Annotated in this window: 23 protein-coding genes; 13 read left to right on the top strand and 10 right to left on the bottom strand. The window is 64.3% G+C overall.

Annotation, left to right across the window (positions count from 1 at the left end; genetic code table 11):
• Window positions 1-33: 33 nt before the first annotated feature.
• The 4 genes from denD to ORS3428_RS27040 all read right to left on the bottom strand — a co-directional run bounded on the left by denD (window position 34) and on the right by ORS3428_RS27040 (window position 3,082).
• Window positions 34-1,008, bottom strand: coding sequence for a D-erythronate dehydrogenase (denD, locus tag ORS3428_RS27055; RefSeq protein ID WP_071101338.1), 975 nt, complete (start codon window positions 1,006-1,008; stop codon window positions 34-36).
• Window position 1,009: 1 nt separating this feature from the next.
• Window positions 1,010-1,216 carry a hypothetical protein gene (locus ORS3428_RS27050; protein WP_071101337.1) on the bottom strand — a complete coding sequence of 69 codons (207 nt, stop codon included), beginning with the start codon at window positions 1,214-1,216 and terminating at the stop codon, window positions 1,010-1,012.
• A 45-nt stretch (window positions 1,217-1,261) separates the two neighbouring features.
• The gene (locus ORS3428_RS27045) at window positions 1,262-2,263 is read right to left on the bottom strand and encodes a cation diffusion facilitator family transporter (protein WP_071101336.1); all 1,002 of its coding nucleotides are present in this window, start codon (window positions 2,261-2,263) and stop codon (window positions 1,262-1,264) included.
• A 132-nt stretch (window positions 2,264-2,395) separates the two neighbouring features.
• The gene (locus tag ORS3428_RS27040; protein ID WP_071101335.1) at window positions 2,396-3,082 is read right to left on the bottom strand and encodes a GNAT family N-acetyltransferase; all 687 of its coding nucleotides are present in this window, start codon (window positions 3,080-3,082) and stop codon (window positions 2,396-2,398) included.
• An 82-nt stretch (window positions 3,083-3,164) separates the two neighbouring features.
• Here ORS3428_RS27040 and ORS3428_RS27035 point away from each other — a divergent pair, with 82 nt between their 5' ends.
• Entirely contained in the window at window positions 3,165-4,349 is a 1,185-nt protein-coding gene (locus tag ORS3428_RS27035) for a pyridoxal phosphate-dependent aminotransferase (protein ID WP_071101334.1), read from the top strand.
• Window positions 4,350-4,373: 24 nt separating this feature from the next.
• Here ORS3428_RS27035 and ORS3428_RS27030 read toward each other — a convergent pair whose 3' ends face one another.
• The 3 genes from ORS3428_RS27030 to trhO all read right to left on the bottom strand — a co-directional run bounded on the left by ORS3428_RS27030 (window position 4,374) and on the right by trhO (window position 7,136).
• On the bottom strand, window positions 4,374-5,135 hold the full coding sequence (locus ORS3428_RS27030; RefSeq protein WP_071101333.1) for an SDR family oxidoreductase: 762 nt from the start codon (window positions 5,133-5,135) through the stop codon (window positions 4,374-4,376).
• A gap of 237 nt (window positions 5,136-5,372) precedes the next feature.
• The gene (locus ORS3428_RS27025) at window positions 5,373-6,086 is read right to left on the bottom strand and encodes a tellurite resistance TerB family protein (protein ID WP_071101332.1); all 714 of its coding nucleotides are present in this window, start codon (window positions 6,084-6,086) and stop codon (window positions 5,373-5,375) included.
• A 120-nt stretch (window positions 6,087-6,206) separates the two neighbouring features.
• The gene (trhO, locus tag ORS3428_RS27020) at window positions 6,207-7,136 is read right to left on the bottom strand and encodes an oxygen-dependent tRNA uridine(34) hydroxylase TrhO (RefSeq protein WP_071101481.1); all 930 of its coding nucleotides are present in this window, start codon (window positions 7,134-7,136) and stop codon (window positions 6,207-6,209) included.
• 148 nt (window positions 7,137-7,284) lie between these two features.
• Between trhO and ORS3428_RS27015 the strand changes: the two genes are divergently transcribed.
• Window positions 7,285-7,923 carry a 2-dehydro-3-deoxy-phosphogluconate aldolase gene (locus ORS3428_RS27015; protein ID WP_071101331.1) on the top strand — a complete coding sequence of 213 codons (639 nt, stop codon included), beginning with the start codon at window positions 7,285-7,287 and terminating at the stop codon, window positions 7,921-7,923.
• Window positions 7,924-8,011: 88 nt separating this feature from the next.
• Here the strand turns inward: ORS3428_RS27015 and ORS3428_RS27010 are convergent, their stop codons facing one another.
• Both ORS3428_RS27010 and ORS3428_RS27005 read right to left on the bottom strand, forming a co-directional pair.
• Entirely contained in the window at window positions 8,012-9,868 is a 1,857-nt protein-coding gene (locus tag ORS3428_RS27010) for a DUF882 domain-containing protein (protein WP_071101330.1), read from the bottom strand.
• 379 nt (window positions 9,869-10,247) lie between these two features.
• Window positions 10,248-11,789, bottom strand: a complete 1,542-nt coding sequence (locus ORS3428_RS27005; RefSeq protein WP_071101329.1) for a sigma-54-dependent transcriptional regulator — start codon at window positions 11,787-11,789, stop codon at window positions 10,248-10,250.
• A 145-nt stretch (window positions 11,790-11,934) separates the two neighbouring features.
• On the opposite strand from ORS3428_RS27005, the gene ORS3428_RS27000 reads away from it, so the two are divergent.
• The 11 genes from ORS3428_RS27000 (at window position 11,935) to ORS3428_RS26950 (ending at window position 25,096) form a co-directional block, all read left to right on the top strand.
• Window positions 11,935-13,773, top strand: coding sequence for a M3 family oligoendopeptidase (locus tag ORS3428_RS27000; RefSeq protein ID WP_071101328.1), 1,839 nt, complete (start codon window positions 11,935-11,937; stop codon window positions 13,771-13,773).
• Window positions 13,774-14,132: 359 nt separating this feature from the next.
• The gene (locus ORS3428_RS26995) at window positions 14,133-14,864 is read left to right on the top strand and encodes an NADH dehydrogenase (protein WP_071101480.1); all 732 of its coding nucleotides are present in this window, start codon (window positions 14,133-14,135) and stop codon (window positions 14,862-14,864) included.
• 153 nt (window positions 14,865-15,017) lie between these two features.
• A complete protein-coding gene (locus ORS3428_RS26990; RefSeq protein WP_071101327.1) occupies window positions 15,018-16,163 on the top strand; it encodes an aminodeoxychorismate synthase component I in 1,146 nt (381 codons plus the stop codon).
• Window positions 16,112-16,774 carry an aminotransferase class IV family protein gene (locus tag ORS3428_RS26985; protein WP_071101326.1) on the top strand — a complete coding sequence of 221 codons (663 nt, stop codon included), beginning with the start codon at window positions 16,112-16,114 and terminating at the stop codon, window positions 16,772-16,774. Before ORS3428_RS26990 ends, ORS3428_RS26985 begins: the two co-directional genes overlap by 52 nt.
• A gap of 67 nt (window positions 16,775-16,841) precedes the next feature.
• The gene (locus ORS3428_RS26980) at window positions 16,842-17,792 is read left to right on the top strand and encodes a heme-dependent oxidative N-demethylase family protein (protein WP_071101325.1); all 951 of its coding nucleotides are present in this window, start codon (window positions 16,842-16,844) and stop codon (window positions 17,790-17,792) included.
• Window positions 17,793-17,920: 128 nt separating this feature from the next.
• Window positions 17,921-19,366, top strand: a complete 1,446-nt coding sequence (locus tag ORS3428_RS26975; RefSeq protein WP_071101324.1) for a homospermidine synthase — start codon at window positions 17,921-17,923, stop codon at window positions 19,364-19,366.
• A gap of 189 nt (window positions 19,367-19,555) precedes the next feature.
• A complete protein-coding gene (locus ORS3428_RS26970) occupies window positions 19,556-19,930 on the top strand; it encodes a hypothetical protein (RefSeq protein WP_071101323.1) in 375 nt (124 codons plus the stop codon).
• Between the two features lie 191 nt (window positions 19,931-20,121).
• Window positions 20,122-22,200, top strand: coding sequence for a 5'-nucleotidase C-terminal domain-containing protein (locus tag ORS3428_RS26965; RefSeq protein ID WP_071101322.1), 2,079 nt, complete (start codon window positions 20,122-20,124; stop codon window positions 22,198-22,200).
• A 211-nt stretch (window positions 22,201-22,411) separates the two neighbouring features.
• A complete protein-coding gene (gene hemH / locus ORS3428_RS26960) occupies window positions 22,412-23,476 on the top strand; it encodes a ferrochelatase (RefSeq protein ID WP_071101321.1) in 1,065 nt (354 codons plus the stop codon).
• Between the two features lie 136 nt (window positions 23,477-23,612).
• Entirely contained in the window at window positions 23,613-24,569 is a 957-nt protein-coding gene (locus ORS3428_RS26955; protein ID WP_071101320.1) for an SPFH domain-containing protein, read from the top strand.
• A 29-nt stretch (window positions 24,570-24,598) separates the two neighbouring features.
• Window positions 24,599-25,096 carry an NfeD family protein gene (locus tag ORS3428_RS26950; RefSeq protein ID WP_071101319.1) on the top strand — a complete coding sequence of 166 codons (498 nt, stop codon included), beginning with the start codon at window positions 24,599-24,601 and terminating at the stop codon, window positions 25,094-25,096.
• A gap of 13 nt (window positions 25,097-25,109) precedes the next feature.
• Here ORS3428_RS26950 and ORS3428_RS26945 read toward each other — a convergent pair whose 3' ends face one another.
• Window positions 25,110-26,108, bottom strand: coding sequence for a KpsF/GutQ family sugar-phosphate isomerase (locus ORS3428_RS26945; protein ID WP_071101318.1), 999 nt, complete (start codon window positions 26,106-26,108; stop codon window positions 25,110-25,112).
• Window positions 26,109-26,209 lie beyond the last annotated feature (101 nt).

The following is a 26,209-nucleotide window of genomic DNA, read 5'->3' as shown; positions in this document are numbered from 1 at the left end:
CACCGCCGTTTGCAGGCCGGCATCACCTGAATATCAATGCGCCTTCCCGCCCAGGTCGTCCTCGATATAAGCGCGGATAATCTCGTCGAAATTCTTCTCGGBGACAAAACCCAGCTCCCGCGAGCGCCGCGCCTCGAAGCGCGTCGGCCAGCCCTTCACGATCGCCCAGATCGTTTCGTCGGGCTGTTCGCGGATCAGCTTCGCCACTTCAGGCCCCGCTATACGCTCCAGCGCCTCGATCTGCTCGCCGACCGTGACGGCGACTCCGGGCATGGTTAGGCTGCGGCGAGGTCCGACCGCATCGCCGTCGATCTCCGCCGCATGGATCAGGAAATTGACCGCGGAGCGCGGGCTGGCATGCGTGTGCAGCACCGAGCGCGGCACCGGCAGGATCGCTTCCTGGCCGCTCAACGGCTCGCGGATGATGCCTGAGAAGAAGCTCGACGCCGCCTTGTTCGGCTTTCCAGGGCGCACGCAGATCGTCGGCAGCCGGATGCCGATGCCGTCGAAGAAGCCGCGCCGTGAGTAGTCGGAGAGCAGCGCCTCGCTGATCAGCTTCTGTGTGCCGTAGGAAGTCAGCGGCGTCGGGTGGAACTCGTYCGGGATGACATCCGGGAACGGCGCGCCGAAGACCGCGATCGACGAGGTGAAGACGAGGCGCGGCGCGAAGGCCGCCAGCCGCACGGCATCGAACAGCGCGCGTGTTCCGTCGAGATTGACGCGGTAGCCGAGATCGAAATTGGCCTCCGCCTCGCCGGAGACGATGCCGGCCAGATGGAAGATGACATCCGGGCGGGAAGCGACCAGGCTCTCCGCCGCGCCTGGTGCGGAAAGATCGCCGGTGTGGATCGAGACGTCGACGCCCGCAAGCGTCGGCGCCTGCGGCGGCACGATATCGTGCAGATCGAGCGCCGTTATCTTGCGACCGCGCAGCATACCGTCCTTGGCCAGCCTTGCGATCAGCTTGCGCCCAACCATGCCTGCGGCGCCGGTAATCAGAATTCTCATCTCAACGACCTTTCTTGCGCTGGCTGCGTCCGCGCAGCCAGAAGACGACGAACAACGCCACTATGAAGATTGCTGCAACGATTGCCGCAAGCACCGTCGAAACGCGACCGGCAGCCAGCATTATGGTGGGCAGGAAATAGGCGGCGAGGCCGAACAGGAGCAGTATGCAGGCCGCGGCGATCGCCGAGTTTCGCGTCTCGCGATCCATCAGCAGCCGTCCCTCGATCCGAGGCTCTTCAAGGTCATCACCGGCTCAGTGATAATAGCGGCGATCGCGGGACGCATCATGTGCATGATCGTGGTCATGGTGTTGGTCGTGCTCATCATGGCCGTCGGCGCAGAGCCCGAATTCGGGTTCCACCGTGGYGTGATCGATGCCGTGCTTGGCGGCAAGCCGTTTCTTGATGGCACTCACCGCTGCATGCGGGTCGACGCCTTCATTCAGGCAGGCATGCAGCGTCGCCATGTTGCTCGTACCATCGAGCGACCAGACATGCATGTGATGCACTTCGCRCACGCCCTTGACCGCTGCTTCCAGATCCCTCGCGATCAGGTCGCGGTCAAGGCTTGCCGGCACGCCTTCGAGCAGCACATGCGCGGCCTCGCGCATCAACGACCAGGCCGTCGACAGGATCAGCAGCGCCACCAGTACGGAGAGGATCGGATCGATCGGCGTCCAGCCGGTGGCGAGGATGATGAGGGCCGCCGCGATTGCCGCGGCCGATCCGAGGAGATCGCCGAGCACATGCAGGATCGCGCCGCGCATGTTGAGGCTCTCGCGGTCGCCGCCATGCAGCACGAAGAAGCAAGCGATGTTGACCAGGAGGCCGGCGACCGCCACCACCAGCATCGGCCCGCCCAGCACCGGCGCCGGATGCATCAGACGTCCCCAGGCTTCATAGATGATCCAGAGCGCGATGACGAAGATGGCGACGCCGTTGGTGTAGGCGACCAGCGTCTTCACCCGGGCAAAACCATAAGTGAGACGGCCGGTGGCCGGGCGGCCGGTGAGATGGAAGGCGTACCAGGCGAGGCCAAGCGCGATCGCATCCGCCAGCATGTGRCCGGCGTCCGCAAGCAGCGCCAGCGACCCGGTGAGCAGGCTTCCGAGCACCTCGGCCACCATGAAGCCGGCTGTCAGCAAGGTCGCGACAAGCACCCGCTTCTTGTCGGTCGACCCATGYACGTGCTCGGGGCCGTGGCTGTGGCCGTGCCCATGAGCGGCGTGCCCAAGTGAGCCGTGATCATGCGCCATTGGCGAACTCCTGTCGGAGCCTTATCCATCCCGAGAAAATCGGGATAGGGGCTCGTTTTTTATTTTGACCATGATCTTGTCCGAACCGAAGGTCAGCGCAGCAAAGCGGCTCCCGCTTTTCGGGATCATGGTCTATGCGCCGAACTCGGCGCGGAAATCCTCGAGCCGCCGCTTCTGGCGGCCTTCGCCATCGAAATTCGCCGGATCGAGCCAGGCCTCATAGGCCTTGCGCAGAGCCGGCCACTCCTTGTCGATGATCGAATACCACGCCGTATCGCGGTTTTCGCCTTTTACCACAAGATGCTGGCGGAAAATGCCTTCGAACTTGAAGCCGAATCGCGTGGCGGCGCGCTTCGACTGTTCGTTGCGGTTGTTGCATTTCCACTCATAGCGGCGATAGCCGAGCTCGTCGAAGGTATATTTCGTGAACAGGAACTGCGCCTCGGTCGCCTGCGGCTTGCGCGAGATCAGCGGCCCCCAATAGATGTTGCCGATCTCGATGACGCCGTTGGCGGCATCGATGCGCATCAGCGTCTGGCGCCCGGCGACCTTGCCGCTCGCCTTGTCGATGACGGCGAAGAACAGCGGATCCTCGCTGGCTTCCACCTTGTCCAGCCAAGGCTGGAAGGCGGCGCGGCTTTCCGGYGGATAGTCGGGCAGCCAGGCGAAGCGGCCGCCGGCATCGGGAACCGACGATGCTTCGTAGAGCCCATCGCCATGCCTTGCCGCGCTCAACGGCTCGAGCCGGACGGTGCGGCCTTCGAGCACCTTGCGTTGCGGACGCGGGCGGGGCCGCCAATCTTTCAGATTTTCAGACACCGGGACTCCAATCCGTTTGACTTTCCGGAAGAGACGCTCACAAAAACGCTCGCCCACAGAAAGAACCACAAGGACGGGAAAAATGCTCCACACGATCGCGGCCTTCGACCGTCTCGGCGAGGAAAATGCCTTCGCTGTGCTGGCGCGGGCGACAGCACTTGCCCATCAGGGCCGCGACATCATCAACCTTGGCATCGGCCAACCCGACTTCAAGACGCCGCAGCACATTGTCGAGGCGGCGATCAAGGCGCTCCGCGACGGCCATCATGGCTACACACCTGCCAACGGCCTGCTCGCCACGCGCGAAGCGGTCGTGCGCCGCACGCTCGCCACCACCGGCGTCGAGGTCTCGCCCGAAAGCGTCATGATCCTGCCCGGCGGCAAGCCGACCATGTTCGCCGCGATCCTGATGTTCGGCGAACCGGGGACGGAGATCCTCTACCCCGATCCCGGCTTTCCCATCTATCGCTCGATGATCGAGTTCACCGGCGCGGCGCCGGTCCCGGTGCCGATCCGCGAGGAGAACGGCTTTGCCTTCTCGGCCGAGGAGACGCTGGCGCTGATCACGCCGAGGACAAGGCTCCTGATCCTCAACTCGCCTGCCAATCCAACCGGCGGCGTGACGCCGCGGGCCGAGATCGAGAAGCTGGTCAAAGGACTGGAGAAGCACCCTCAGGTCGCGATCCTGTCCGACGAGATCTACGACGTCATGACCTATGACGGCGAGACGCATTGCTCGCTGCTCAATTTTCCAGAAATCCGCGACCGGCTGATCCTGCTCAACGGCTGGTCGAAGACCTGGGCGATGACCGGCTGGCGCTTGGGCTGGTCGATCTGGCCGAACGGCGAAAAGGGCGCCCATCTCTACGACAAGGTGCGCAAGCTGGCGGTCAACTGCTGGTCCTGCGTCAACGCGCCAAGCCAGTATGCCGGCATCGCCGCGATAGACGGCCCGCAGGACGAGGTCGAAAAGATGATGCGTGCCTTCGACAACCGCAGGAAGATCGTGGTCGAGGGGCTGAACGCGCTGCCCGRCATTTCCTGCATCACGCCGAAGGGCGCTTTCTATGCCTTCCCCAACGTGTCGAAGACCGGGTGGAAGGCCAAGAAGCTCGCCTCGGCGCTGTTGGAGGATGCCGGCGTCGCCCTGATCGGCGGTCCCGACTTCGGCGTGCTCGGCGAAGGTTATATCAGGCTCTCCTACGCCAATTCTGAGGAGAACATCCTGCGCGCACTGGAGAGGATCGAGGCGTTTTTGACGAAGTGACCGCCGGATGAAGGAGCAGTCGCGCTAGCCTCTGCCGACAAACGGCATCTTGGTCGCCATCACCGTCATGAACAGCACATTGGCGTCGAGCGGCAGGCCAGCCATGTGAAGGACCGCGTCGGCGACCCGCTGGACATCCATCACCGCCTCCGCGGCGATGGAGCCGTTGGCCTGCGGCACGCCGACCGTCATCGGCTGCGCCATCTCGGTCAGTGCATTGCCGATGTCGATCTGGCCGCAGGCAATGTCATAGGGTCGGCCGTCGAGCGCCAGCGTCTTGGTCAGCCCGGTGATGGCGTGCTTGGTTGCCGTATAGGGCACCGAGCCCGGGCGCGGCGCATAGGCCGACACCGAACCGTTGTTGATGATGCGCCCGCCCATCGGCTTTTGCCTGCGCATGACGCCGAAGGCGGCGCGGGCGCACAGGAACGAGCCGGTGAGGTTGACGCCGACGACATCGTTCCAGACCTCGACCGGGATCTCGTCGATCAAAGTCGACTTGTAGCTCGTGCCGGCATTGTTGAAGAGCAGGTCGACGCGCCCAAACGCCTCCACCACGGTCTCGAACATATCGTCGACTTCGTCGGCCTTGCTGATGTCGCAGGCAACGGCCAATGCTTTGGCCTTGGTGTGACCGGCCTCCGCGATCGCCTCATCGAGCAGCTTCTTGCGGCGGCCGCAGAAGACCGTGTTCCAGCCTGCCTGGAGCAGCGCGGTGGCGACGCTCTTGCCGATGCCGGTGCCGGCGCCGGTAACGATGGCGGTCTTCTCTGGCATAGCGGTCATGGGCAGCCTCCCCGGTCATGAAGACGTGGCATCGCAAATGATGGAGATCGTGGCAAGCGGCTCTTGCGGAAGGCCGACAAAAAGGGCGGTCATTGGCGACCGCCCCGATCTGAACCGTGCTTGGGAGGAGGAAAGCCGGCCCCGACTGGCTAGAATCATGCGCTTACTGGGTTAACGAAAGGTTAACGGCAATCTCGCGACCTTTTCGCCCCTCCATGCCCTACCGCCGCTGTGTGGTTAAGCCTCAGCGGCTGCCTTTGCCGCCGAGACGGTCGCCTCGACATGGTCGACCAGCGCGTCCGGCAGGCCGAGCCGGCCGGCAAGCAGGTCGAGATAGCCGCGCTCGGCGCGGGTGTCGGGATCGATGGTAAGGCGAGAGGCCGTGTAGAGTTCGAGCTTCTGCGCGTCGGTCTTGGCGCCGGCGACCAGCGCGTCGACATCGAGCGGTCTTTCGAGCTCGGCCATCAGGAACTGCTCGGCTTCCGCGCCGATGCCGGCGAGCTTGAGCTTGTCGGCGATCTTCCGGCGCTCCTCGTCATCGACATGGCCGTCGGCTTTCGCTGCCGAGATCATCGCCCGCACCAGGGTCAGCGAGAATTCGTCCTCGCCTTGCGGCGCCTGCGAGGGATGGAAGGCGGTATCGGCCGGCGGCGGCAAAAGTTCCGGCTCGCTGGCGGCGGGCGTCTGCGCCRGCTCGCTTCCATTCTTGTAGTTCTGGTAGGCCTTGTAGGCGAGGCCGCCTAGGGCCGCTAGGCCGCCGAGCTTGATGGCGGCGCCCGTCACCTGCCGTCCAGGGCCGGTGCCGAGCAGCACGGCGGCCAACGCGCCGGCCGCGAGCGGATTGTCCTTCGCCATCTGCACCGCCTGCCCCGCCTTGTCGCGAACGGTCGATCCCGTGCCGGGAATTTGCGAGCCGAGAAGGTCGTCGAGCAGCTTCTTGGGGTCGAGCATCAATGCCTCCAGAATTGGCCCGGCCGAATGCGCCCGGGCGGGGTTTCGGACCGGCAAGACGTAGGCCCCGTGCACTGACATTACAATGACGGGCGGCTGTTTCGACGAAGCCAGCGCTGCTCAGCTTCCGATATGCCGCCGGCCGCCTCGCGCCTGCGCCAGCTCCACCTGGCGATGGCGCTCGGCATAGCGGGCGCGGTCCTCGTCCGAGCGCGCTTCGAAGCAATGCGGGCACGAGACGCCGACCGTATATTTCGGCGAAAGCCGGTCCTCGACCGTCAGCGGATGCCGGCAGGCGCGGCAGAGCTCCGCCTCCCCTTCGGTCAGCCCGTGCGACACCGACACCCGCTCGTCGAAGACGAAACACTCGCCTTGCCACAGGCTCTCTTCGGCGGGCACCTCTTCGAGATATTTCAGGATGCCGCCCTTGAGATGGAAGACTTGGGCAAAGCCCAGCGACTTCACATAGGCCGTCGCCTTCTCGCAGCGTATGCCGCCGGTGCAGAACATCGCCACCTTGCGGCCCTCGAACTCGCCCTTGCGCTGCTCGACCCAGGCCGGAAATTCGCGGAAGCTGGCGGTCTTGGGGTCGACCGCGCCCTTGAAGGTGCCGATCGATACTTCGTAGGCGTTGCGCGTGTCGATGACGACCGTATCGGCGTCAGAGATCAGCGTATTCCAGTCGGCCGGCGCGACATAGGTGCCGACGCTGGCCGCCGGATCGATATTCTCAACACCCATGGTGACGATCTCGCGTTTCAGCCGCACCTTCATGCGGTGAAATGGCATCTCGACGGCGCTGCTGTATTTGACTTCCAGCCCGGCAAGGCCTTCGATGGCCTGGAGGTGATCGATCAGCGCGGCGATCGCATCCTCGCTGCCGGCGACGGTGCCGTTGATGCCCTCATGCGCGAGCAAGAGCGTGCCCTTGATGCCACGTCCGCAGCAGAAGGCGGCAAGCGGCGCGCGCAGGGCTTCGTACCCGTCGAGCCGCGCGAACTTGTAGAGCGCGGCGACGCGGATCGGCTGACTTTCCGTCTTTCTTGTCATGCCCATGCCACTAGACCGTGCTGAAAGCGGTTTCAAGGCAGAGGGACGATGGATTTGCGGCGTGACATCGCGACACGCCGGCCTTCGTGGACTTGGAATACCCCTTCTGCTAATCGGTTGAAATCGATCGCAACGGAGAGACAAGCCAATGACCAGCAAGACCGAAAAGCTCCTGTCGCTCCTCAACGGCCAGYCGGTCATCCCGGTGCTCAAGATCGCCAACRTCGCCGACGCCGTGCCGCTTGCCCGCGCTCTGTCGCGCGGCGGCCTGAGGGCGATCGAGATCACGCTGCGCACCGCCGACGCGCTTGAGGCGATCCGCCGAGTCGCTGCCGAGGTCGAGGATGCGGTCGTCGGCGCCGGCACCATCCTCGACGCCAGGCAATTTGACGAGGCGGCGCGCGCCGGTTCGAAATTCATCGTCAGTCCCGGCATTACGAGCCAGCTTCTCGACGCGGCGAAGGACAGCCCGGTGCCGCTGCTGCCCGGCGCCATCACGCCCGGCGAGATCATGGCCGCGCGCGAAGCCGGCCTGCGCTTCCTGAAATTCTTCCCGGCAGAGCAGTCGGGCGGCATCGCCTCGCTGAAGGCCTTCGCCTCGCCGCTCGCCGACGTAAAATTCTGCCCGACCGGCGGCATCACCGGCAAGAACGCCGCCGACTATCTGAGCCTCCCCAACGTCATCTGCGTCGGCGGCTCATGGGTTGCGCCGGACGATCTCATCAAGGCCGGCAAGTGGGATGAGATCGAAGCGCTGGCGCGCGAGGCGAGCAAGCTCAGGAAGTGATTCTTCCCTCAGCCGCATTGGACTTGCACCCGTAAAATAAAAAGCCGCGCTGGTCTCCAACGCGGCTTTTGCGATTCCGGCAGGCTCACTATTTCGTCTGGAAGCGCGCGACCGAAAGGAACTTGACGGCGTTTCCGGTGAACCGGCTGGCATCGGGCATCTCGGCATCCGTCTGGAAGCCTGCCGTGTAGACCTCGCTCGGCGGCGTGTGCACGATGTTATAGGCATAGCGCGGCGCCGTCGTCGGGTCGGCAACGGTGGCGATGTTCTCGCCTCTGCCCAACGCCCAGCGCGCGGCCTGCGGCGGTGTCGCGACCACCATGGCCTTCGGCCCGGGCTTGAGATCGTTGGCGGAAGCCCTGGCCTCCTTGCGCGTCGTCTTCACGCCGGCGCCGATCGCCTGTGCCGGGTCGGTGCCGGCCGGACGGGCTGCGATGGCTTGGCGCGGCGAGGCGGCGTCGACGCCCGACGGATCGTTGAACGCCGAGCGCGGCTGCGGCTCCGACAGCGAAGCGACCTCATATTCGGCCCCGCTAGCCGCGGCCTCGGTGGTCGCGCTGGCCTGTTCGAGAACAGCCTTGATCTCATCCGGCTTGCTTGTATCGGGGCGCGCCGTCGGCAGCACCGAGAAGGCATCGGTGGCATTCTTGTCCTGCGCGGCCGTTTCGGCCAGCGCCAAAAGCACGCTCGCGTCCTTGGGCGCGAGTTCTGCCGGCGTGGAGCGGTCCGGACGCCAGGTCGGCAYCGGGATGTTGGCGACCGCGACCTGGGCTAGACCGGCGGCAACGGGCTCACCCGCATTGRCCATGCCGGACGGAACCTTCACCGCCGGCGCTGGCGCCTGCGCGGTCGCCACCGCCTGCGCGGTGGTAGCCGTGGCGTCGGCCGTGGCGAACGGCACGTTCTCAGGCGTCTGCTGGCCGACATCGGCCTTCGGGCGCGGCGCGAAGGCCGGCAGCGGAATCTCCTTCGGCGGCAGCGCGGCGATGATTGTCGCAGGCGTATCCTGCTGCTGGGGCTGCGAATCGTCCGCGCTGTCGTCGGCAATCTGCGGGATGTTGGCGCGCTTGGCATCCTGCGGCGCCACGATCGCGATGCCCGGAAGGTTGCCGCTCTTGGCCGTCGCTGCCGGCTTCACAGCCTTCGGCTGGGATGCGGGCTCGGCGGTGGCGACGTCGGCGCTGTCGTCGGCCTCGTCTGCGCCACCGCCGCCGAAGAGAGCGGCAAGCAGTCCGCCGGACCGCTTGGTCGAGCCGCCGGCGCTGGYCAGTTCGATATTGGGAGTGCCGGCGCCTGCGCGCGCCTTGTAGGCGGCCAAGGCCTGCTCATAGCCCGGCAGCGGGCGGCCGTCGCTCGGCACATGCAGCGTCTTGCCGTTCGGGAACAGGCTGACCAGTTCCTGGCGGCTGATGCCCGGCCAGTGGCGCACATTGCCGACATCCATGTGGACGAACGGCGAGCCGGACGTCGGATAGTAGCCGACGCCGCCGCCCTGCATCTTGAGGCCAATGTTGCGCAGCTTCTTCAGCGGCACGCCGGGAATGTAGAAGTCCATCGCCTTGCCGAGCATATGCTGGCTTTTCTCGGCGACGCCGCGGCTGCGACTGCGCAGCATGGCGTTGGTGGACGGAGAACGATAGCCACAAACGACCTGGATGTAGTCCGTCGCGCCGCTCTCGCGATAGGCTTCCCACACCAGATCGAGCAGCCGCGGATCCATCTTGGTCGGCTCGTTGYGGCGCCAGTCGCGCAGGATGATGTTGATCTTGCGTAGACCTTCCGGATCGTAACGGCCATTACGTTTGTAGACGATCTCGGCCTTTTCGTGCGTATGCAGGTGATAGAGCTTCAGCGAACGAATTTCGGCCTTCGCRCCGGAGGCGGCTGCCGAGAGGAACCCAACGGCCAAAATCACAAACGTCAGCCACCTCGGCCAGACGCTCACATGAAAATGCCGTCCGTACTTGTGTCGTTGGACTTGGTTCAAATCAAATGGCCTTGCAGGCTGCCGTTTGTCCCCGGATTTGCCCAGACGGACGTGTGGTTCTCACATCCGAATATCGATCCTAATGGTTAATCATCGCTTATTGAAGTCGAAATGCGGTAGCACAGTGGCGATATCCAGTCAAAAATGGTGCACTGTATTTCGTGGTAAATCGCTGGTTTAGATCGATAATTCGGCGCGAACGGAATACACGATACGTTACCGCCTGCCGCAAATGCGTGATCGCCAGTCCGCAGGCCGCTGAAAACAGYGGTTTGCAGACTAAAAGCGACGATTTGAGTCGGATCTTAGGTTGGCAAGCTGGACTGTGGCTTGCGTCTCAGGAAGCAAGGCGGTCCGGCCGACCCGCTTCGGGATCAATGCCATATTCCTTCAACTTGCGGTAGAGCGTGGAGCGGCCGATGCCGAGGCGACGCGCCACTTCGCTCATCTGGCCGTTATAGTGGTCGATCGCAAGCTTGATCATCTCGAGTTCGACATCGGCCAGGGCCCGCACATTGCCGCGCTCGTCCAAGGCCCTGAGCGTGCCGAAGCGAGGCTGCAACCGTGCCAGCGCCTCGCTCTCGGGCAACGCTGCTCCTGCCTTGCCGGGGGTGGCCTGGTCACTTGGCCGTGGCTCATCCGCCGCCGGTACGGCTGCTTGAGCCGGTTCGACGTCGAGGTTGACCGTGCCTTCGACCTGCGCGCGGATCTGCGGGAATTCCTCTTCGGTCAGCAATTCGCCTTCGGCGAGCACGGACGCCCTGAACACGGCATTTTCCAGCTGGYGGATGTTACCCGGCCAGTCATRGGCCTGCAGCATCRCCAGCGCCCTGGCCGATATGCCGGTGAGTCGGCGGCGCGGATCGGCCGGCGCCACCTTCTCCATGAAGTGTCTCACTAGGTAGGGAATATCGTCGCGCCGGTCGCGCAGCGGCGGCACGAAGATCGGATAGACATTCAGCCGGTAGAACAGATCCTCGCGGAACTTGCCGTCCTTGACCTGCTGCAAAAGATTGCGGTGCGTCGCCGAGATCAGCCTGATGTCGACCTTGACGGTCGATCGGCCGCCGACCGGGTCGACCTCGCCCTCCTGGACAGCGCGCAGCAGCTTGACCTGGACATCGAGCGGCAGGTCGCCGATCTCGTCCAGGAACAGCGTGCCCGAATGCGCCTCGACGAACTTGCCGGTGTGCTTGTCGGTGGCGCCGGTGAACGAGCCCTTCTCGTGCCCGAACAGGATCGATTCGACGAGATTGTCGGGGATCGCTCCGCAATTGACGGTGACGAAAGGCTTCGAGCGGCGGTCGCCGCTGCCCTGGATGGCGCGCGCCACCAGCTCCTTGCCGACGCCCGACTCGCCTTCGATGAGGATCGGGATATTGGAGGCTGYCGCCTTCTGCCCGAGGCGGATCACCCGGTCCATCGCCGGGCTGCGGGTAATCAGGTCCTTGAAGGTGAGATGGCCGCCGCGACGCCGCGACGTGCGCTTCATCTCGTCCTCCACAGCCTCGACCTTCAACGCATTGGAAATCGACGTCTGCAGCCGGTCCGGCGAGGCCGGCTTGACGACGAAATCGAACGCGCCGTGGCGCATGGCCGACACAACCGTCTCGATGCCGCCCTGCGCCGTCTGCACGATGACCGGAAGGCTGATCGCACGCTCGCGCATCGCCTTCAGCACGCCGATCCCGTCGAGGCCGGGCATGACAAGATCGAGGATGACGACCGACACGTCGCGCGCGTTCGGTCCGTCGAGCACGTCGAGGCCCGCCTCGCCACCATCGGTGACGATGGTGCTGTGGCCGAATTTCGTCACAGCCGCCTCGAGCAGCCTGCGCTGCACGGGATCGTCATCGACTATGAGTATGGAACCTGTCATGACTGTGTTGGCTGCCCGGCCCTAAGAAATCCCCATGGATCATCTTGGCACAGGGTTCTAAATAAGGTTTCAAAAAACCCGGTGAACGAATTCCTTAGGATTTGACCGGCTTCTCCTTTCCCTTGGTCCTGGAAGGTATTTGGTGATGCGCATGATGTTTGATCGGCGGCTTGCGGCGACGGCGTCCGGTCACGGCGCCGCCGAGCTTGGAGATCTGCCGGAGTGGAATCTCGCCGATCTTTATTCGGGCATGGAAGCGCCCGAACTGAAGCGCGACATCGCCAGGGCGGCAAGCGATGCCATCGCTTTCGAGGCCCGCTGGAAGGGCACGCTCGCCGCGGAAGCCGAGCGCGGCACCGCCGGCAGGCTCGGCGAGGCGCTGAAGGCCTATGAGGCGCTGGAGGAACTGATCGGCCGCATCGTCTCCTATTCAGGACTGGTCTATGCCGGCAACACCGCCGATCCGCAGCGCGCCAAGCTCTATGGCGACGTCCAGGAGAAGATGACCGATGCCAGCGCGCATCTTTTGTTCTTCGCGCTGGAGCTCAATTTGATCGACGATGCGGTGATCGAAAGCGCGCTTGCGGCCGACCCGGCCTTCGCCCACTACCGGCCTTGGGTGCTCGACCTCAGGAAGGACAAGCCCTACCAGCTCGAGGACCGGGTCGAGCAGCTTTTCCACGAAAAGTCGGTCACCGGACGCGGCRCCTGGAACCGCCTGTTCGACGAGACGATGACCGACCTGCGCTTCGACGTCGAYGGCGAGGAGCTGACGCTGGAGYCGGCCCTGAACAGGCTGCAGGACTCGGACGGGGAAGTGCGCCGCCGCGCCTCCGAGGCGCTCGCCGCGACCTTCCGCAAGAACCTGCGCACCTTCACCCTCATCACCAACACGCTGGCCAAGGACAAGGAGATCTCCGACCGCTGGCGCGGCTTCCAGGACATCGCCGATTCACGCCATCTCGCCAACCGCGTCGAGCGCGGCGTGGTCGATGCGCTGGCGGCCGCCGTGCGCGAGGCTTATCCGCGCCTGTCGCACCGCTACTATGCGATGAAGGCGCGCTGGCTCGGCATGGAGGTGATGAACCACTGGGACCGCAACGCGCCGTTGCCCGAGACGCCGCAGGCGGTGATCCGCTGGGACGACGCCAGGGATACGGTGCTGTCGGCCTACCAGCGTTTCTCGCCGGAGATGGCGGAGATCGCGCGAACCTTCTTCGACTGCAAATGGATCGATGCGCCGGTGCGGCCCGGCAAATCGCCCGGTGCCTTTGCCCACCCCACGGTGCCCTCGGCGCACCCTTACGTGCTGCTCAACTACATGGGCAAGCCGCGCGATGTCATGACGCTGGCGCACGAGCTCGGTCACGGTGTGCACCAGGTGYTGGCCGCCGGCCAGGGCGCGCTGATGGCGTCCACCCCGCTGACGCTGGCCGAGACGGCCTCGGTCTTCGGCGAGATGCTGACCTTCCGCTCACTGCTCGACCRGACCGCCGACAAGCGCGAGCGCAAGGCGATGCTCGCGCAGAAGGTCGAGGACATGATCAACACCGTGGTGCGGCAGATCGCCTTCTACGAGTTCGAGCGCAAGGTGCATGCCGAGYGCCGCAACGGCGAGCTGACCTCGGACAGGCTCGGCGAATTCTGGCTGGAAGTGCAGGCCGAGAGCCTGGGGCCGGCGATCAAGCTGCGCGACGGCTATGAAGTCTTCTGGACCTATATCCCGCACTTCATCCACTCGCCCTTCTACGTCTACGCCTATGCCTTCGGCGATTGCCTGGTGAACTCGCTCTATGCCGTCTACCAGAATGCCGAACGCGGCTTTCAGGAGAAGTATTTCGAAATGTTGCGCGCCGGCGGCACCAAGCATCACTCGGAGCTGCTGGCGCSCTTCGGTCTCGACGCCACCGACCYGGCCTTCTGGCAGATCGGACTTGGCGTGATCGGCGCCCTGATCGACGAGCTGGAAGCGCTCGACAACTGAAGACGCTCATGCACGACGCGCGAGCCGGAATAGTTTAGCTGGAACGGATATTTAGGGCGGCTCCATTCTTGCCCTAAATACCTGTTCTTAAATGACTCTCCGCTTCAATTTTCCATTAGCTTTCCGCAGGCCATATGGTAGCGTCCGGCCCCAAGCTCAGCCGGACGCATCGCCAAGGCCAGAGACGGCCTCGCGGCGCTTCGGCGAATGCGATGATGGYCGTCGGCCGTGGGCGGAGGAGAGCCAAGCGCCGACAGCTCGATTTGAAGCGGCTGTTCCGCCGACCGCGGAACGATGACGATCCCTGCGGCAAGCCCGCAATTCCGGGCCGCGGCCGGCAGATCGGACTGGAGAGGGAAATGAGCACTTTCTTCTACATGCTCCTGGCGTTCATTGTGGGTGTCTTGGTTGGCTGGTTCATCTGGGGCCGCCTTCGCAGCGAGCTCGACGGCCTGCGCGGTGAGCTTAACCGTACGAAGAGCGAACGCGACATGTTGCGCGCCGAGACGCATCGCCTGAGCGGCGAACTCGACGCGTCTCGCCGCACCCGCGCCGATCTCGAACGCGAGCTGCGCGAAGCGCCTTCCGCGCCCGCCAAGGCCAGTGCCGACAAAGCTGCCTCGCCTGCGCCGGCTGCAGCCAAATCGTCGCCTGCAAAATCATCCGCGGCAAAATCCGCTTCGACCAAACCGGCCGCGGCCAGGAAGCCGGCAGCGGCCAAGACGGCGGCTGCGCCGAAGCCGGCGGCCAAGTCCGCCGCCTCGAAGACAAGCGCGGCGCCAAAGAAGGCTGCCCCGGCACCGAAGAAAGCTGCCGCCCCGAAAGCGCCCGCCGGCAAGGCCGACAATCTGCGCCGCCTGATCGGCATCGGCCCGGTCAACGAAAGGCTGCTCAAGGGTCAGGGCGTCACGACCTATGCCCAGATCGCCGCCTGGACCGACACCGACGTGAAGCGCATCGAGGAGGTCCTCAATTTCGATGGCCGCATCGCACGCGAGAAATGGATCGAACAGGCGAAGCTGCTGGCCGCGGGCGACGAGGCCGAATTCGCCCGCCGCTTCCCGACTGCGGGCACCGCCAGCAACAGCTGATTGGGTCGGATCGGCCGGGAGAGGCGGCGCCCACCACGGGCGCCGCCTTTGTTTGGGCCAGATGCCTATGCGGCGCCCGACGCCGTTCCCTCGATTGCGCCTGACCAAACCCCCATATAGAGCGGTCGACTGAATTGACCGCATCTGAAGCTTATGTCCCTGCCCTCAGCAATCTTCCGCAACGACGAGACGGCCCGCCAGCTCGTCTTCGACAGGCCGCACGAAATCATTGTCGCGCGCAGCGCTGACGAATTCACGCCGGCGCTGGAGGCAGCGCAGGCGGCATCCGACGCCGGCAAATGGCTGGCCGGTTATTTCTCTTATGAGGCCGGCTACCTCCTCGAGCCGAAGCTGGTGCCGTTATTGCCTGAGGGCCGCCGCGCGCCGCTGATCTGTCTCGGCGTCTTCGACGCGCCGCACGACGAGCCGGTGCCGCGCAGTTCAGGCCCCGCCAGCAACGGTCCGATCTTCGACGCCAGGGCGGAGTGGTCCGCCGAGGACTACGCCGCACGCTTTGCTCGCCTGCACGACCACATCTGCAGGGGCGACTGCTATCAGGGCAATCTTACCTTTCCGGTCCACGCGCAATGGTCGGGCGATCCGATCGCTGCCTTCGACGCGCTGACCGGGCGCCAGCCGGTGAAATACGGCGCGCTTATTTCGCTTGGCGATCCGATCGTCCTGTCGCGTTCGCCCGAACTCTTCTTCGAGATCGATGCCCACGGCATGATCGAGACGCACCCGATGAAGGGCACCGCGCCGCGCGGCGCGACGAAGGCCGAGGACGCGCGGCTGAAGGCGTTCCTGCGCAACGACGAGAAGAACCAGGCCGAGAACCGGATGATCGTCGACCTTTTGCGCAACGACATTTCGCTGATCAGCGAGGTCGGCACGCTGGACGTACCGGAGCTCTTCCGCATCGAAACCTATCCGACCGTGCACCAGATGGTGAGCCGGGTGCGGGCGAAGCTCCTGCCGGATGTCGGCATCCGCCAGGTGTTCGCCGCGCTCTTTCCCTGCGGCTCGATCACCGGCGCGCCGAAAATCCGTGCCATGGAAATCCTGCACGATCTGGAGGGCGTGCCGCGCGACGTCTATTGCGGCGCCATCGGCTGGGTCGCGCCCGGCGGCACGATGCGCTTCTCGGTGGCGATCCGCACCATCTCGCTCTTTGCCAATGGCGAGGCCGTCTACAATGTCGGCGGCGGCGTCGTCTTCGATTCCACCGCCCAGGAGGAGTATCGGGAGTGTCTTCTGAAAGCGCGCTTCGCGACGGGAACCGTGCCGACTTCGAGCTGATCGAGACCATGCGCTGGGAGCCGGGCTCGGGCTTCCTGCGCTTCGACAGGCATCTTGCGCGGCTTTACGCTTCGGCGGCCGAGCTCGGCTTTGCCTGCGATCCGCAACGGATCGGTGAAGTCCTTTCGAGCACGGTCGGCAGACAGCAGATCGCTCTTCGTACCCGCCTCGCCCTGCAACGCAGTGGCGAGGCGACAGCGTCGGCACAGCCCTACGAGCCGCTCCCCGCCGACAAGGTCTGGCGGCTGCGGCTGGCGCGAACCCGGCTCGATTCCAGCGACGTGCTGTTGCGTCACAAGACCAGCCGGCGGCAGGTCTACACGCACGCACGTGCCGAATTTCTCATCGCGCAAGCCGACGAAGTGCTGCTCGCCAACGAGCGCGGCGAGCTTTGCGAAGGCACGATCACCAACCTCTTCGCCGACTTCGGCGACGGCGTGCTGGCGACGCCCCGGCTGGACTGTGGCCTCCTGCCTGGGATATTGCGGGGCGAGCTTCTGGACGAAGGCCGCGCCGCAGAAGCGATCTACAGTTTCGACGATCTGAAGTCTGCGAAGTCGATCTTCGTCGGCAATTCGCTGCGCGGGCTGATCCCGGCGCGACTGAGCTGACTGGAGCAATTCCAGGAAAACCGCGTAGCGCCCTGGAGCCGCCGGCCAATATCTGTTTGAGAGAGGCATGACCATTCGCCAGCCGAACCACACGTCGCCCGCCCATACGCCTTATGACGGGTCCTCGAAGCTCTTCACCATCGGGCTGAAACCGCTGGAGCTCGACCGCTGGATCGAGGTCGATCAGTTCCTTCTACCCCATCTCGCCGAGAAGCGTCGGCTTTACGCAGAGATCCCGGAAAAGGTCTTTGTCGAGGAAGACGATACCCGCGATGCACAGCAAGAAGTGCTGGACCTTTTCGCCGCCTATCTTCCGGCAAAATATCCGCAGACCCACGGCGGCACCGGCTCCGGCGTCGAGGTCGTCGGCCTCGAAGGAGCGATCGACGTACTGCCTCCCGAATTGAGCCGAGCGCCGCTCGCCCAGGCGTCCCTGCTGGTCCAGGAAGATCTGATCATCATGCGCCGCGACGAGCGCGGCTGGCGGCTCGCCGCCGGGTCGCTCTGCTTTCCCTCGTCCTGGTCGCTCCGGGAAAAATTCGGCAAGCCGCTGCAGCAAATCCATGCACCGGTACCGGGCTTCGGCCCTGGCACGCGGCCGGCCGACATCATCAACCGCATGTTCGACGGCCTGCAGGGCCAGGCGGTCGAGCGCTTCAACTGGTCGATACAGGYGGGCGACGCGCTCTATCACCCGCTCTCAAACGTCCAGCGCATCGACCGCGCCACCAACCGCCCAACGCGCTTTCCCGACGGCGACATCAACGCCCACGCCTTCATCCGGGTCGAGCGGCAGACGCTGCGCAAGCTGCCGGTCTCGCGCGACATTCTCTTCACCATCCGCATTCATCTCGATCCGCTGGCGGTGCTCGTGCGCCACCCCGACCGGGCCACGCTTGCGGACTCCTTTGCCGAGCAGCTCAACGCCCTCGATCAGGCGCAGCTCGACTACAAGGGACTGACCGCCGACCGCGACCGGCTGGTCGCATATCTCGCCGGTGTGGCCAGGGCGGCTTAGCCAACCGCCAGGCTGGGCTCAACCGGCGATTGGCGCTTTTCGCTGGTTTGTGACAATGATCTGTGGTGTAGGGCTACCGGCGAAAATGCCGGGGCTTTCCCCCCATGTTTGAAGGAGTGTGCGAAAAAATGGCGAATGAAAACTGGCCCGTTTACGGTGAAATCACCGGCCCTGTCGTGATGATCGGCTTCGGCTCGATCGGACGGGGAACGCTGCCGCTGATCGAACGCCATTTCAAGTTCGACAAATCGCGCATGGTCGTCATCGACCCGGTCGACACTGACCGCAGGCTGCTCGATGAGCGCGGCATAACCTTCATGCAGGATGCGGTCACCAAGAAGAACTACAAGAAGCTTCTGACCCCGCTTCTCACCAATGGCGGCGGCCAGGGCTTTTGCGTCAACCTGTCGGTCGACACCTCCTCTCTCGAATTGATGAAGCTCTGCCGCAAGCTCGGCGTGCTCTATGTCGACACGGTGGTCGAACCCTGGCTCGGCTTCTATTTCGACGAAACGGCCGACAGTGCCTCGCGCACCAACTATTCGCTGCGCGAGAGCGTGCGACAGGAGAAGGAGAAGAACCCCGGCGGCACCACGGCGATCTCCTGCTGCGGCGCCAATCCCGGCATGGTCTCGTGGTTCGTCAAGCAGGCGCTGGTCAACCTCGCCACCGATCTCGGGCTCGATTTTGTCGAACCGGCGGAGCACGACCGCGACGGCTGGGCGAAGCTGATGAAGAACGCAGGCGTCAAGGGCATCCACATCGCCGAGCGCGACACCCAGCGCACCAAGAAGCCGAAGCCCATGGACGTGTTCTGGAACACCTGGTCGGTCGAGGGCTTCATCTCCGAAGGCCTGCAGCCTTCCGAGCTCGGCTGGGGCACGCATGAGAACTGGATGCCGAAGAACGGCAAGAAGCACAAGAACGGCTCGCAGGCGGCGATCTACCTGGAGCAGCCGGGCGCCAACACGCGCGTGCGCAGCTGGTGYCCGACGCCCGGCCCGCAATACGGCTTCCTGGTCACCCATAACGAGGCGATCTCGATCGCCGATTTCTTCACCGTGCGCGGCAAGAAGGGCAAGGTTCAGTACCGCCCGACCTGCCACTACGCCYACCATCCGTGCAACGATGCGGTGCTGTCGTTGCACGAGATGTTCGGCGCCGCCGGCAAGGCRCAGCCTGTCCACCATGTGCTCGACGAGAACGAGCTGGTCGATGGCGTCGACGAACTCGGCGTGCTGCTCTACGGTCACGACAAGAACGCCTATTGGTACGGCTCGCAGCTGTCGCTGGCCGAAGCGCGCAAGCTCGCTCCCTATCAGAACGCCACCGGCCTGCAGGTCACTTCTGCCGTGCTGGCCGGCATGGTCTGGGCGCTGGAAAACCCGATGGCCGGCATCGTCGAATCGGACGAGATGGACTACAGGCGCTGCCTGGAAGTGCAATTGCCCTATCTCGGACCGGTCAGGGGCTACTACACCGATTGGACGCCGCTCGATAACCGTCCCAGCCTTTTCCCCGAGGATCTCGACAGGGACGACCCGTGGCAGTTCCGCAACATCCTGGTGCGATAGCACCCTGGCCTACTGCCCTCCCCGCCTTGCAATCGCCCGGAAATCGGGCGATTGAAGATGGGCGGCCTAGAGCGACGTGCGTCCCTTCGGACGCACAAAGTACGCTCTAGCACTTTGAATGGAMGCATCGTGCTTTCCGAAAATCGGAACACCGATTTTCGGGYCGATGCGAGAGGAGAGGATTTTCAAATGACGATTGCGCGCAAATTGCTTTCGGCRGGCGCCGCGGCAAGCCTTCTGGYCGCTGCCGCCTGCAGCACCACCGGACCTTCAGAACCGCCGATTTCGGCGGCACCGAAGGGCGTCGAAGGCAACTGGATCGACGCCAAGGGCACCGGCCTGTCGACTTTCGCCGCCGGCAGCTTCACCACCGTCGCGACCGATACCGGCCAGAAGCTGTCGGAGGGCAGCTACACCATGACCAGCCCGACCTCGGTCGAGATCCACGGCACCTCGCTGATCCGCCAGACGCCGGTCAGCTTCAACTGCCTGATGGTTTCGATCAGCCAGCTCAACTGCACCAGCGCCAGCGGACAGAACTTCGTGCTGACGCGCCGGGCTTAACGACTGCAATCTGCCAAATCGATCCAGGACGGCGGCGTGAGCCGCCGTCCTTTTTTGTGCCGGCAAAGCTCTTCCCGATTTCCGCTTGCATCGACCAAAACGCTCTGTGAACATGACCCGAAGCTGACTGTTATGTTTCGGTCAAGCGAGGGCACTAAACACTTCAGGTCAGCTCATACGGGGAGACGAAGATGAAGAAATTTGCCGCCATTGCCGCCCTTTCCGCATCAGCACTTGGCCTGTCGGCGGGAACATCATTTGCCGACTACACACTGAACATCCTGCATTTCAACGATTGGCACAGCCGTATCGAAGGCAACAACAAATACGAGTCGACCTGTTCGGCGGAGGAGGAGACCAAAGGCGAATGCATCGGCGGCGCCGGCCGGCTGGTCACCGCGATCGCGCAGGAGCGCAAGAAGCTCGAAGGCCAGAACGTGCTGCTGCTCAATGCAGGCGACAGCTTCCAGGGTTCGCTGTTCTACATAACCTACAAGGGCGCCGCGGAGGAGGAATTCCTCAATCAGATGAAGCCCGACGCGGTGACGCTCGGCAACCACGAATTCGACGACGGCGAAAGCGCGCTGGTGCCTTACCTCGACAAGGCGAAGTTCCCGGTCGTCAGCGCCAATGTCATGCCCAACGACAAGTCCGGCGCCGCGGGCAAGATCAAGCCGTCAATCGTCGTCGAGGTCGGCGGCCAGAAGATCGGCATCGTCGGCRCCGTGACCAACGACACGYCGGAACTCGCCTCGCCCGGCCCGAACATCGCCATCGCGGACGACGTCAAATCGATCACCGCAGAGGTCGAGAAGCTGAAGGCGCAAGGCATCAACAAGATCATCGCCGTGACGCATATCGGCTACAACCGCGAGCGTGACGTGATCGCCAAGATCCCGGGCATCGACGTGGTGGTCGGCGGTCACAGCCACACGCTCCTGTCCAACACCGACCCGAAGGCGGCGGGCCCCTATCCGACGATGGTCGACAACCCCGACGGCTACAAGGTGCCGGTGGTGCAGGCGGCGTCCTATTCGAAATATCTCGGCGAGTTCAAAGTGGTGTTCGACGACAATGGCGTCGTCAAGCAAGCGAGCGGCGACCCGATCCTTCTCGACAAGTCGATCACGCCCGACCCCGCGGTGCTTGCGCGCATCAAGGAGTTTGGCGCGCCGATCGAGGCGCTGAAGAACAAGGAGGTCGCCGAGACCACCAAGGCGATCGACGGCAGTCGCGAGAACTGCCGCGCCCGCGAATGCGAGATGGGCAATCTCGTCTCCGACGCCATCCTCGATCGTGTGAAGGGCCAGGGCGTCGAGATCGTCATCTCGAACGGTGGCGGCCTGCGCGCCTCGATCGACCAGGGCACCGTGACCATGGGCGAGGTGCTGACAGTTCTGCCGTTCCAGAACACGCTGGCGACGTTCAAGATTTCCGGCAAGGATCTGGTCGCCGGCCTGGAGAACGGCCTCAGCCAGATCGAGGACGGCGCCGGCCGTTTCCCGCAGGTGGCCGGGCTCAAATATTCCTTCGACAAATCGGTGGCGCCCAATGCCGGCCGTGTCAAATCGGTCGAGGTGATGGAGAACGGCACCTGGACGCCGCTCAATCCGGACAAGCAGTATCTCGTTGCCACGAACAACTATGTCCGCCAGGGCGGCGACGGCTACAAGGTCTTTGCCGAGAAGGCCACCGACGCCTATGATTATGGTCCGGGCCTGGAACAGGTGGTGGCCGACTATCTCGGCGCGCACCGGCCCTACACGCCGAAGCTCGACGGCCGCATCACCGAGGTCGGCGCGACGGTCGCGGCGGCGGAACCGGCAAAGCCTGCCGAACCTGTGAAGCCGGCCGAGACTTCACCCGCTGCCGCCAGCCAGGCGGCCGAGCCTGCCAAACCCGCCGAGCCCGCAATGCCCGCTTTGCCGTCCAACTCCAGCGACATCGCCGGAACACCGCCGACGGTTTCGGCCGAAACCGCTCCGGCCACGCCGGCCCCGGCCGAACCGGCGAAGCCTGCGCAGCAGGCGCCTGCCCCTTCGGCTGAGCCCGCAAAGCCGGCCGAGACAGCACCGGCCGAGGCCAAGCCGGCCGGGACCAGGCCAGAGACCAGCCACGTGATCGCTGCCGGCGACACCTATTGGGACCTGGCCAAGACAAACTATGGGGACGGCACCAAGTGGAAGCTGATCTCCGAGGCCAACAAGGACTACAGGCCGCGCCGGCTGCCGCTCGGCGCGACGCTGACCATTCCGCCGGCCGCGAAGTAATCCCCMGCCCGGAAATCATCGCACCCGTCCGGGAAACCGGGCGGGTGTTCCGTTTTCAGGCGGGGACGGGGTAAGGTGCGGCCAGACGCAGCATTGAAAACCGGCACGGCATCGATAGGTTCGCCGCGCTTGAAGCAATTTCAGGAAAACTGCCCAGCGGTTTTCCATCCGGAATTGCGCAGATGGCGCCCTCGGTGCCTGGAGACAATTGATGACGCTTGCCAACCCCGCCGATGCGAAAGCCGCCAAGACCGCCGGTCTGGCGCCGGCGGGTGCCGCGCCGGTGAAGGCGGGCAAGATCGGCATTATGCTCATCAATCTCGGCACGCCCGACGGCACCGACTTCACGCCGATGTGGCGCTATCTGAGGGAATTCCTCTCAGATCCGCGCGTCATCGAGCTAAATAAGGCGATCTGGTATCCGATCCTCTACGGACTCGTGCTCACCTCGCGGCCGAAAAAATCCGGCGCCAACTACGCCAGGATCTGGAACACCGAAAAGAACGAGTCGCCGCTACGCACCTTCACCCGCTCGCAAGCCGAGAAGCTGGCCGGCGCCCTCGCCGACCTGCCGAACGTCGTGGTCGATTGGGCGATGYGCTACGGCAATCCTTCGACGGCAAGCGTCGCCCGCCGCCTGGTCGAGCAGGGCTGCGAGCGCATCCTCACCTTCCCGCTCTATCCGCAATATTCGGCGACGACGACGGCAACCGCCAACGACCAGTTGTTCCGCGCGCTGATGAAGATCAGGCATGCGCCGGCGATGCGCAGCGTGCCGCCCTATTACGACGAGCCGGTCTATATCGAGGCGCTCGCCCGTTCGATCGAGCAACATCTCGCGACGCTCGACTTCGTGCCGGAGGTGGTGATCRCCTCCTACCACGGCATCCCGAAACCCTATTCGGACAAGGGCGACCCTTACGGGGCGCATTGCCTCGAGACGACACGGCTGCTGCGGGCAAGGCTCGGCTGGGACGAGAAGAAGCTCATCACCACCTTCCAGTCGCGCTTCGGCGCCCAGGAATGGCTGCAGCCCTACACCGACGTCACCGTCGAGAAGCTGGCGAAGGATGGCGTGAAGTCGATCGCCATCGTCAATCCGGGATTTTCCGTCGACTGCATAGAGACATTGGACGAGATCGGCCGCGAAGCGGCCGAGACTTTCCACCATGCCGGCGGCAGGAACTTCGCCCACATCCCCTGCCTCAACGACAGTTCCGAGGGCATGGCGGTGATCGAAGCTATGGTGCGGCGCGAGTTGTCCGGCTGGGTGTGACGGGCTTCACCGACAGGCCCTGAAACCGGTGCGCAAGAGCCTTCGCTAAACAATATTCGTGATCACCTGATTGTAACATTACGGAAACACACTTAAGTGATTCCGTGAGGTCGCCGCCTTTTGAGGGAGAAACGAAATGGGCTTCAGCGGTTTCGATATTGCGATCATTGTTCTTGTCTTTCTCGTCATCATCCTTCTTTTCAAAGGCATCAAGACGGTGCCGCAAGGTTACAACTACACGGTGGAGCGCTTCGGACGGTACACCAAGACGCTGACGCCAGGCCTGAACATCATCAACCCGATCTTTGAGCGCGTCGGCGCCAAGATGAACATGATGGAGCAGGTGCTCGATGTCCCGACACAGGAGATCATCACCCGCGACAACGCCATCGTCGGCGTCGACGGCGTCGCCTTCTACCAGGTGCTGAACGCCGCCCAGGCGGCCTACCAGGTCGCCGGGCTGCAGAACGCCATCCTCAACCTCACCATGAYCAACATCCGCACCGTCATGGGCTCGATGGACCTCGACGAACTGCTCTCCAACCGCGACGCGATCAACGAGCGCCTGCTGCGCGTCGTCGACGAGGCGGCGCATCCGTGGGGCATCAAGATCACCCGCGTCGAGATCAAGGACATCAACCCGCCGGCCAATCTGGTGGAATCGATGGGCCGCCAGATGATGGCCGAACGCGACAAGCGCGCCCAGATTCTCGCCGCCGAAGGCCTGAAGCAGTCGCAGATCCTCGAGGCCGAGGGCCGTAGGGAGGCCGCGTTCCGCGATGYCGAGGCGCGCGAGCGCTCGGCTGAAGCCGAGGCCAAAGCAACGCAGGTGGTGTCGGAAGCCATCGCCAAGGGCGACGTGCAGGCGATCAACTACTTCATCGCCCAGAAATACACCGAGGCGCTGGCGAAGATCGGCTCATCCAGCAACAACAAGATCGTGCTGATGCCGCTGGAGGCCTCGTCGCTGATCGGCACCCTGGGCGGCATCGGCGAAATCGCCAGGGAAGTCTTCCGCAACGATGGCGCTGCCGCTGCCGGCACGCCGCGACAGGTTTCGCGACCRCCGCTGGTGCGGCCGAGCGACAACTGATGTGAGGCGGTCTGGCTGGGAGAACGTCAATGATCGAGCGCATCGTATCGGAACTCGGTCCGTGGAACTGGATGGTTCTCGGCTTCGTGCTCCTGGTGATGGAAGTCGTCGCGCCTGGCGTGTTCATGCTCTGGATCGGCATCGCGGCGCTCATCATCGGCGCGATCTCGCTGCTTGTCAGCTATGCCGCCATCTGGAACTGGCAGGCCCAGCTGAATGATGCGATTTGGACGTGGCAGGTTCAGGTTCTCGCCTTTCTCATCCTGTCGGTCATCTCGGCCTTTATTGGCAAGAGGCTGACGGCCGGGAGCGCCGGCGAAGGAGACCAGCCGCTGCTCAACCGCCGCGGCGCCCAGATGGTCGGCCGCACGGCAAGGCTCGTCGAGCCGATCAAGGACGGCCGCGGCCGCATCCGGCTGGGAGACACGCTGTGGCGCGTCTCCGGCCCCGATCTGCCCGCCGGCACCCAGGTCCGTGTCACGGGGGCTGCTGACACCGATCTGGAGCTTACGGTGGAAGCTATTTGATCTTTCCGGGAACCTAGGCGGCGCCGATGCGCAGCAGATCGTGCAGATGCACGAGGCCGACGGGGYGACCGCCTTCCACCACCATGAGGCTTGTGATGGCGGAGGCGTTGATGGTCTGCAGCGCCGTCGCCACCAGCGTGTCGGGGGCCGCCGTCTTCGGCTGCCTCGTCATCACCTGATCGACACTCATCGACATGAGATCGTCGGCGATATGGCGGCGRATATCGCCGTCGGTGATGATGCCGATCAGCGCGCCGTCGGCGCCGGTGACCGCCACGCAGCCAAAGCCTTTTTGCGACAGTTCGACGATCGCTTCGCGCATGCTGGTGCCCGACGGCACCAGCGGCAGCCGCTCGCCGACATGCATGATCTCGCGCAGCTGCGTCAGGTTTGCACCGAGCTGGCCGCCGGGGTGGAAGGTGCGGAAGTGATCCGGCGTGAAACCGCGCGCCTCTAGCAGCGCGATCGCCAGCGCATCGCCAATGACCAGCTGCAGCAGCGCCGATGTCGTTGGCGCCAGCCCGTGCGGACAGGCCTCCGCCGCCGGCGGCAGCAGCAGCACCACATCGGCGGCACGCGCCAGCGCCGAGTTCTCGCCGGACGTGATGGCGATCAGCGGGATGGAGAAGCGCCTGGAATAGGCGACGATGCCCATCAACTCCCTGCTTTCACCCGACCAGGACATGGCGACGATGGCGTCGTCCCTGGCGATCATGCCGAGATCGCCGTGATTGGCCTCGGCCGGATGAACAAAGAAGGCGGGCGTGCCGGTCGAGGCGAGCGTGGCCGCGATCTTGGAGCCGATATGGCCGCTCTTGCCGACGCCGGTGACGATGACGCGGCCTTCGATCCGCGAGATCAGGTTGACTGCGGCAGCGAAGGGCTCTGCCAGGCCGTTGTCGAGCGCAGCGGCAAGCGCCGCCAGTCCGGCCTGTTCCGTCGCCACGGTTCTCAGCGCCGACTCGACCACCTGGCCACCCGGCCGCTTTCTTTCTTGGGACCCCGCATGCATGGCAGATGCGATTAACGCTTTGCCGCCCTCCTGTCCAACGGAATTCCCGTTTCGCGTGCGTCAGGGCAGTGGAAACGGCCCGTTTCAACGCTCCGTTAACC

This window comes from Mesorhizobium sp. ORS 3428 (genome assembly GCF_001854785.1).
Classification (GTDB): domain Bacteria; phylum Pseudomonadota; class Alphaproteobacteria; order Rhizobiales; family Rhizobiaceae; genus Mesorhizobium.
The sequence above is the reverse complement of the archived record's forward strand: the minus strand, read 5'-3'. Positions and strand labels throughout refer to the sequence as shown.

Excerpts from the sequence above, each read along its gene's own strand:
- ORS3428_RS27050 (WP_071101337.1), bottom strand. The coding sequence starts at position 1,216 with ATGGATCGCGAGACGCGAAACTCGGCGATCGCCGCGGCCTGCATACTG.
- ORS3428_RS27030 (WP_071101333.1), bottom strand. The coding sequence starts at position 5,135 with ATGACCGCTATGCCAGAGAAGACCGCCATCGTTACCGGCGCCGGCACC.
- trhO (WP_071101481.1), bottom strand. The coding sequence starts at position 7,136 with ATGACAAGAAAGACGGAAAGTCAGCCGATCCGCGTCGCCGCGCTCTAC.
- ORS3428_RS26995 (WP_071101480.1), top strand. The coding sequence starts at position 14,133 with ATGAGCACTTTCTTCTACATGCTCCTGGCGTTCATTGTGGGTGTCTTG.
- ORS3428_RS26990 (WP_071101327.1), top strand. The coding sequence starts at position 15,018 with ATGTCCCTGCCCTCAGCAATCTTCCGCAACGACGAGACGGCCCGCCAG.
- ORS3428_RS26950 (WP_071101319.1), top strand. The coding sequence starts at position 24,599 with ATGATCGAGCGCATCGTATCGGAACTCGGTCCGTGGAACTGGATGGTT.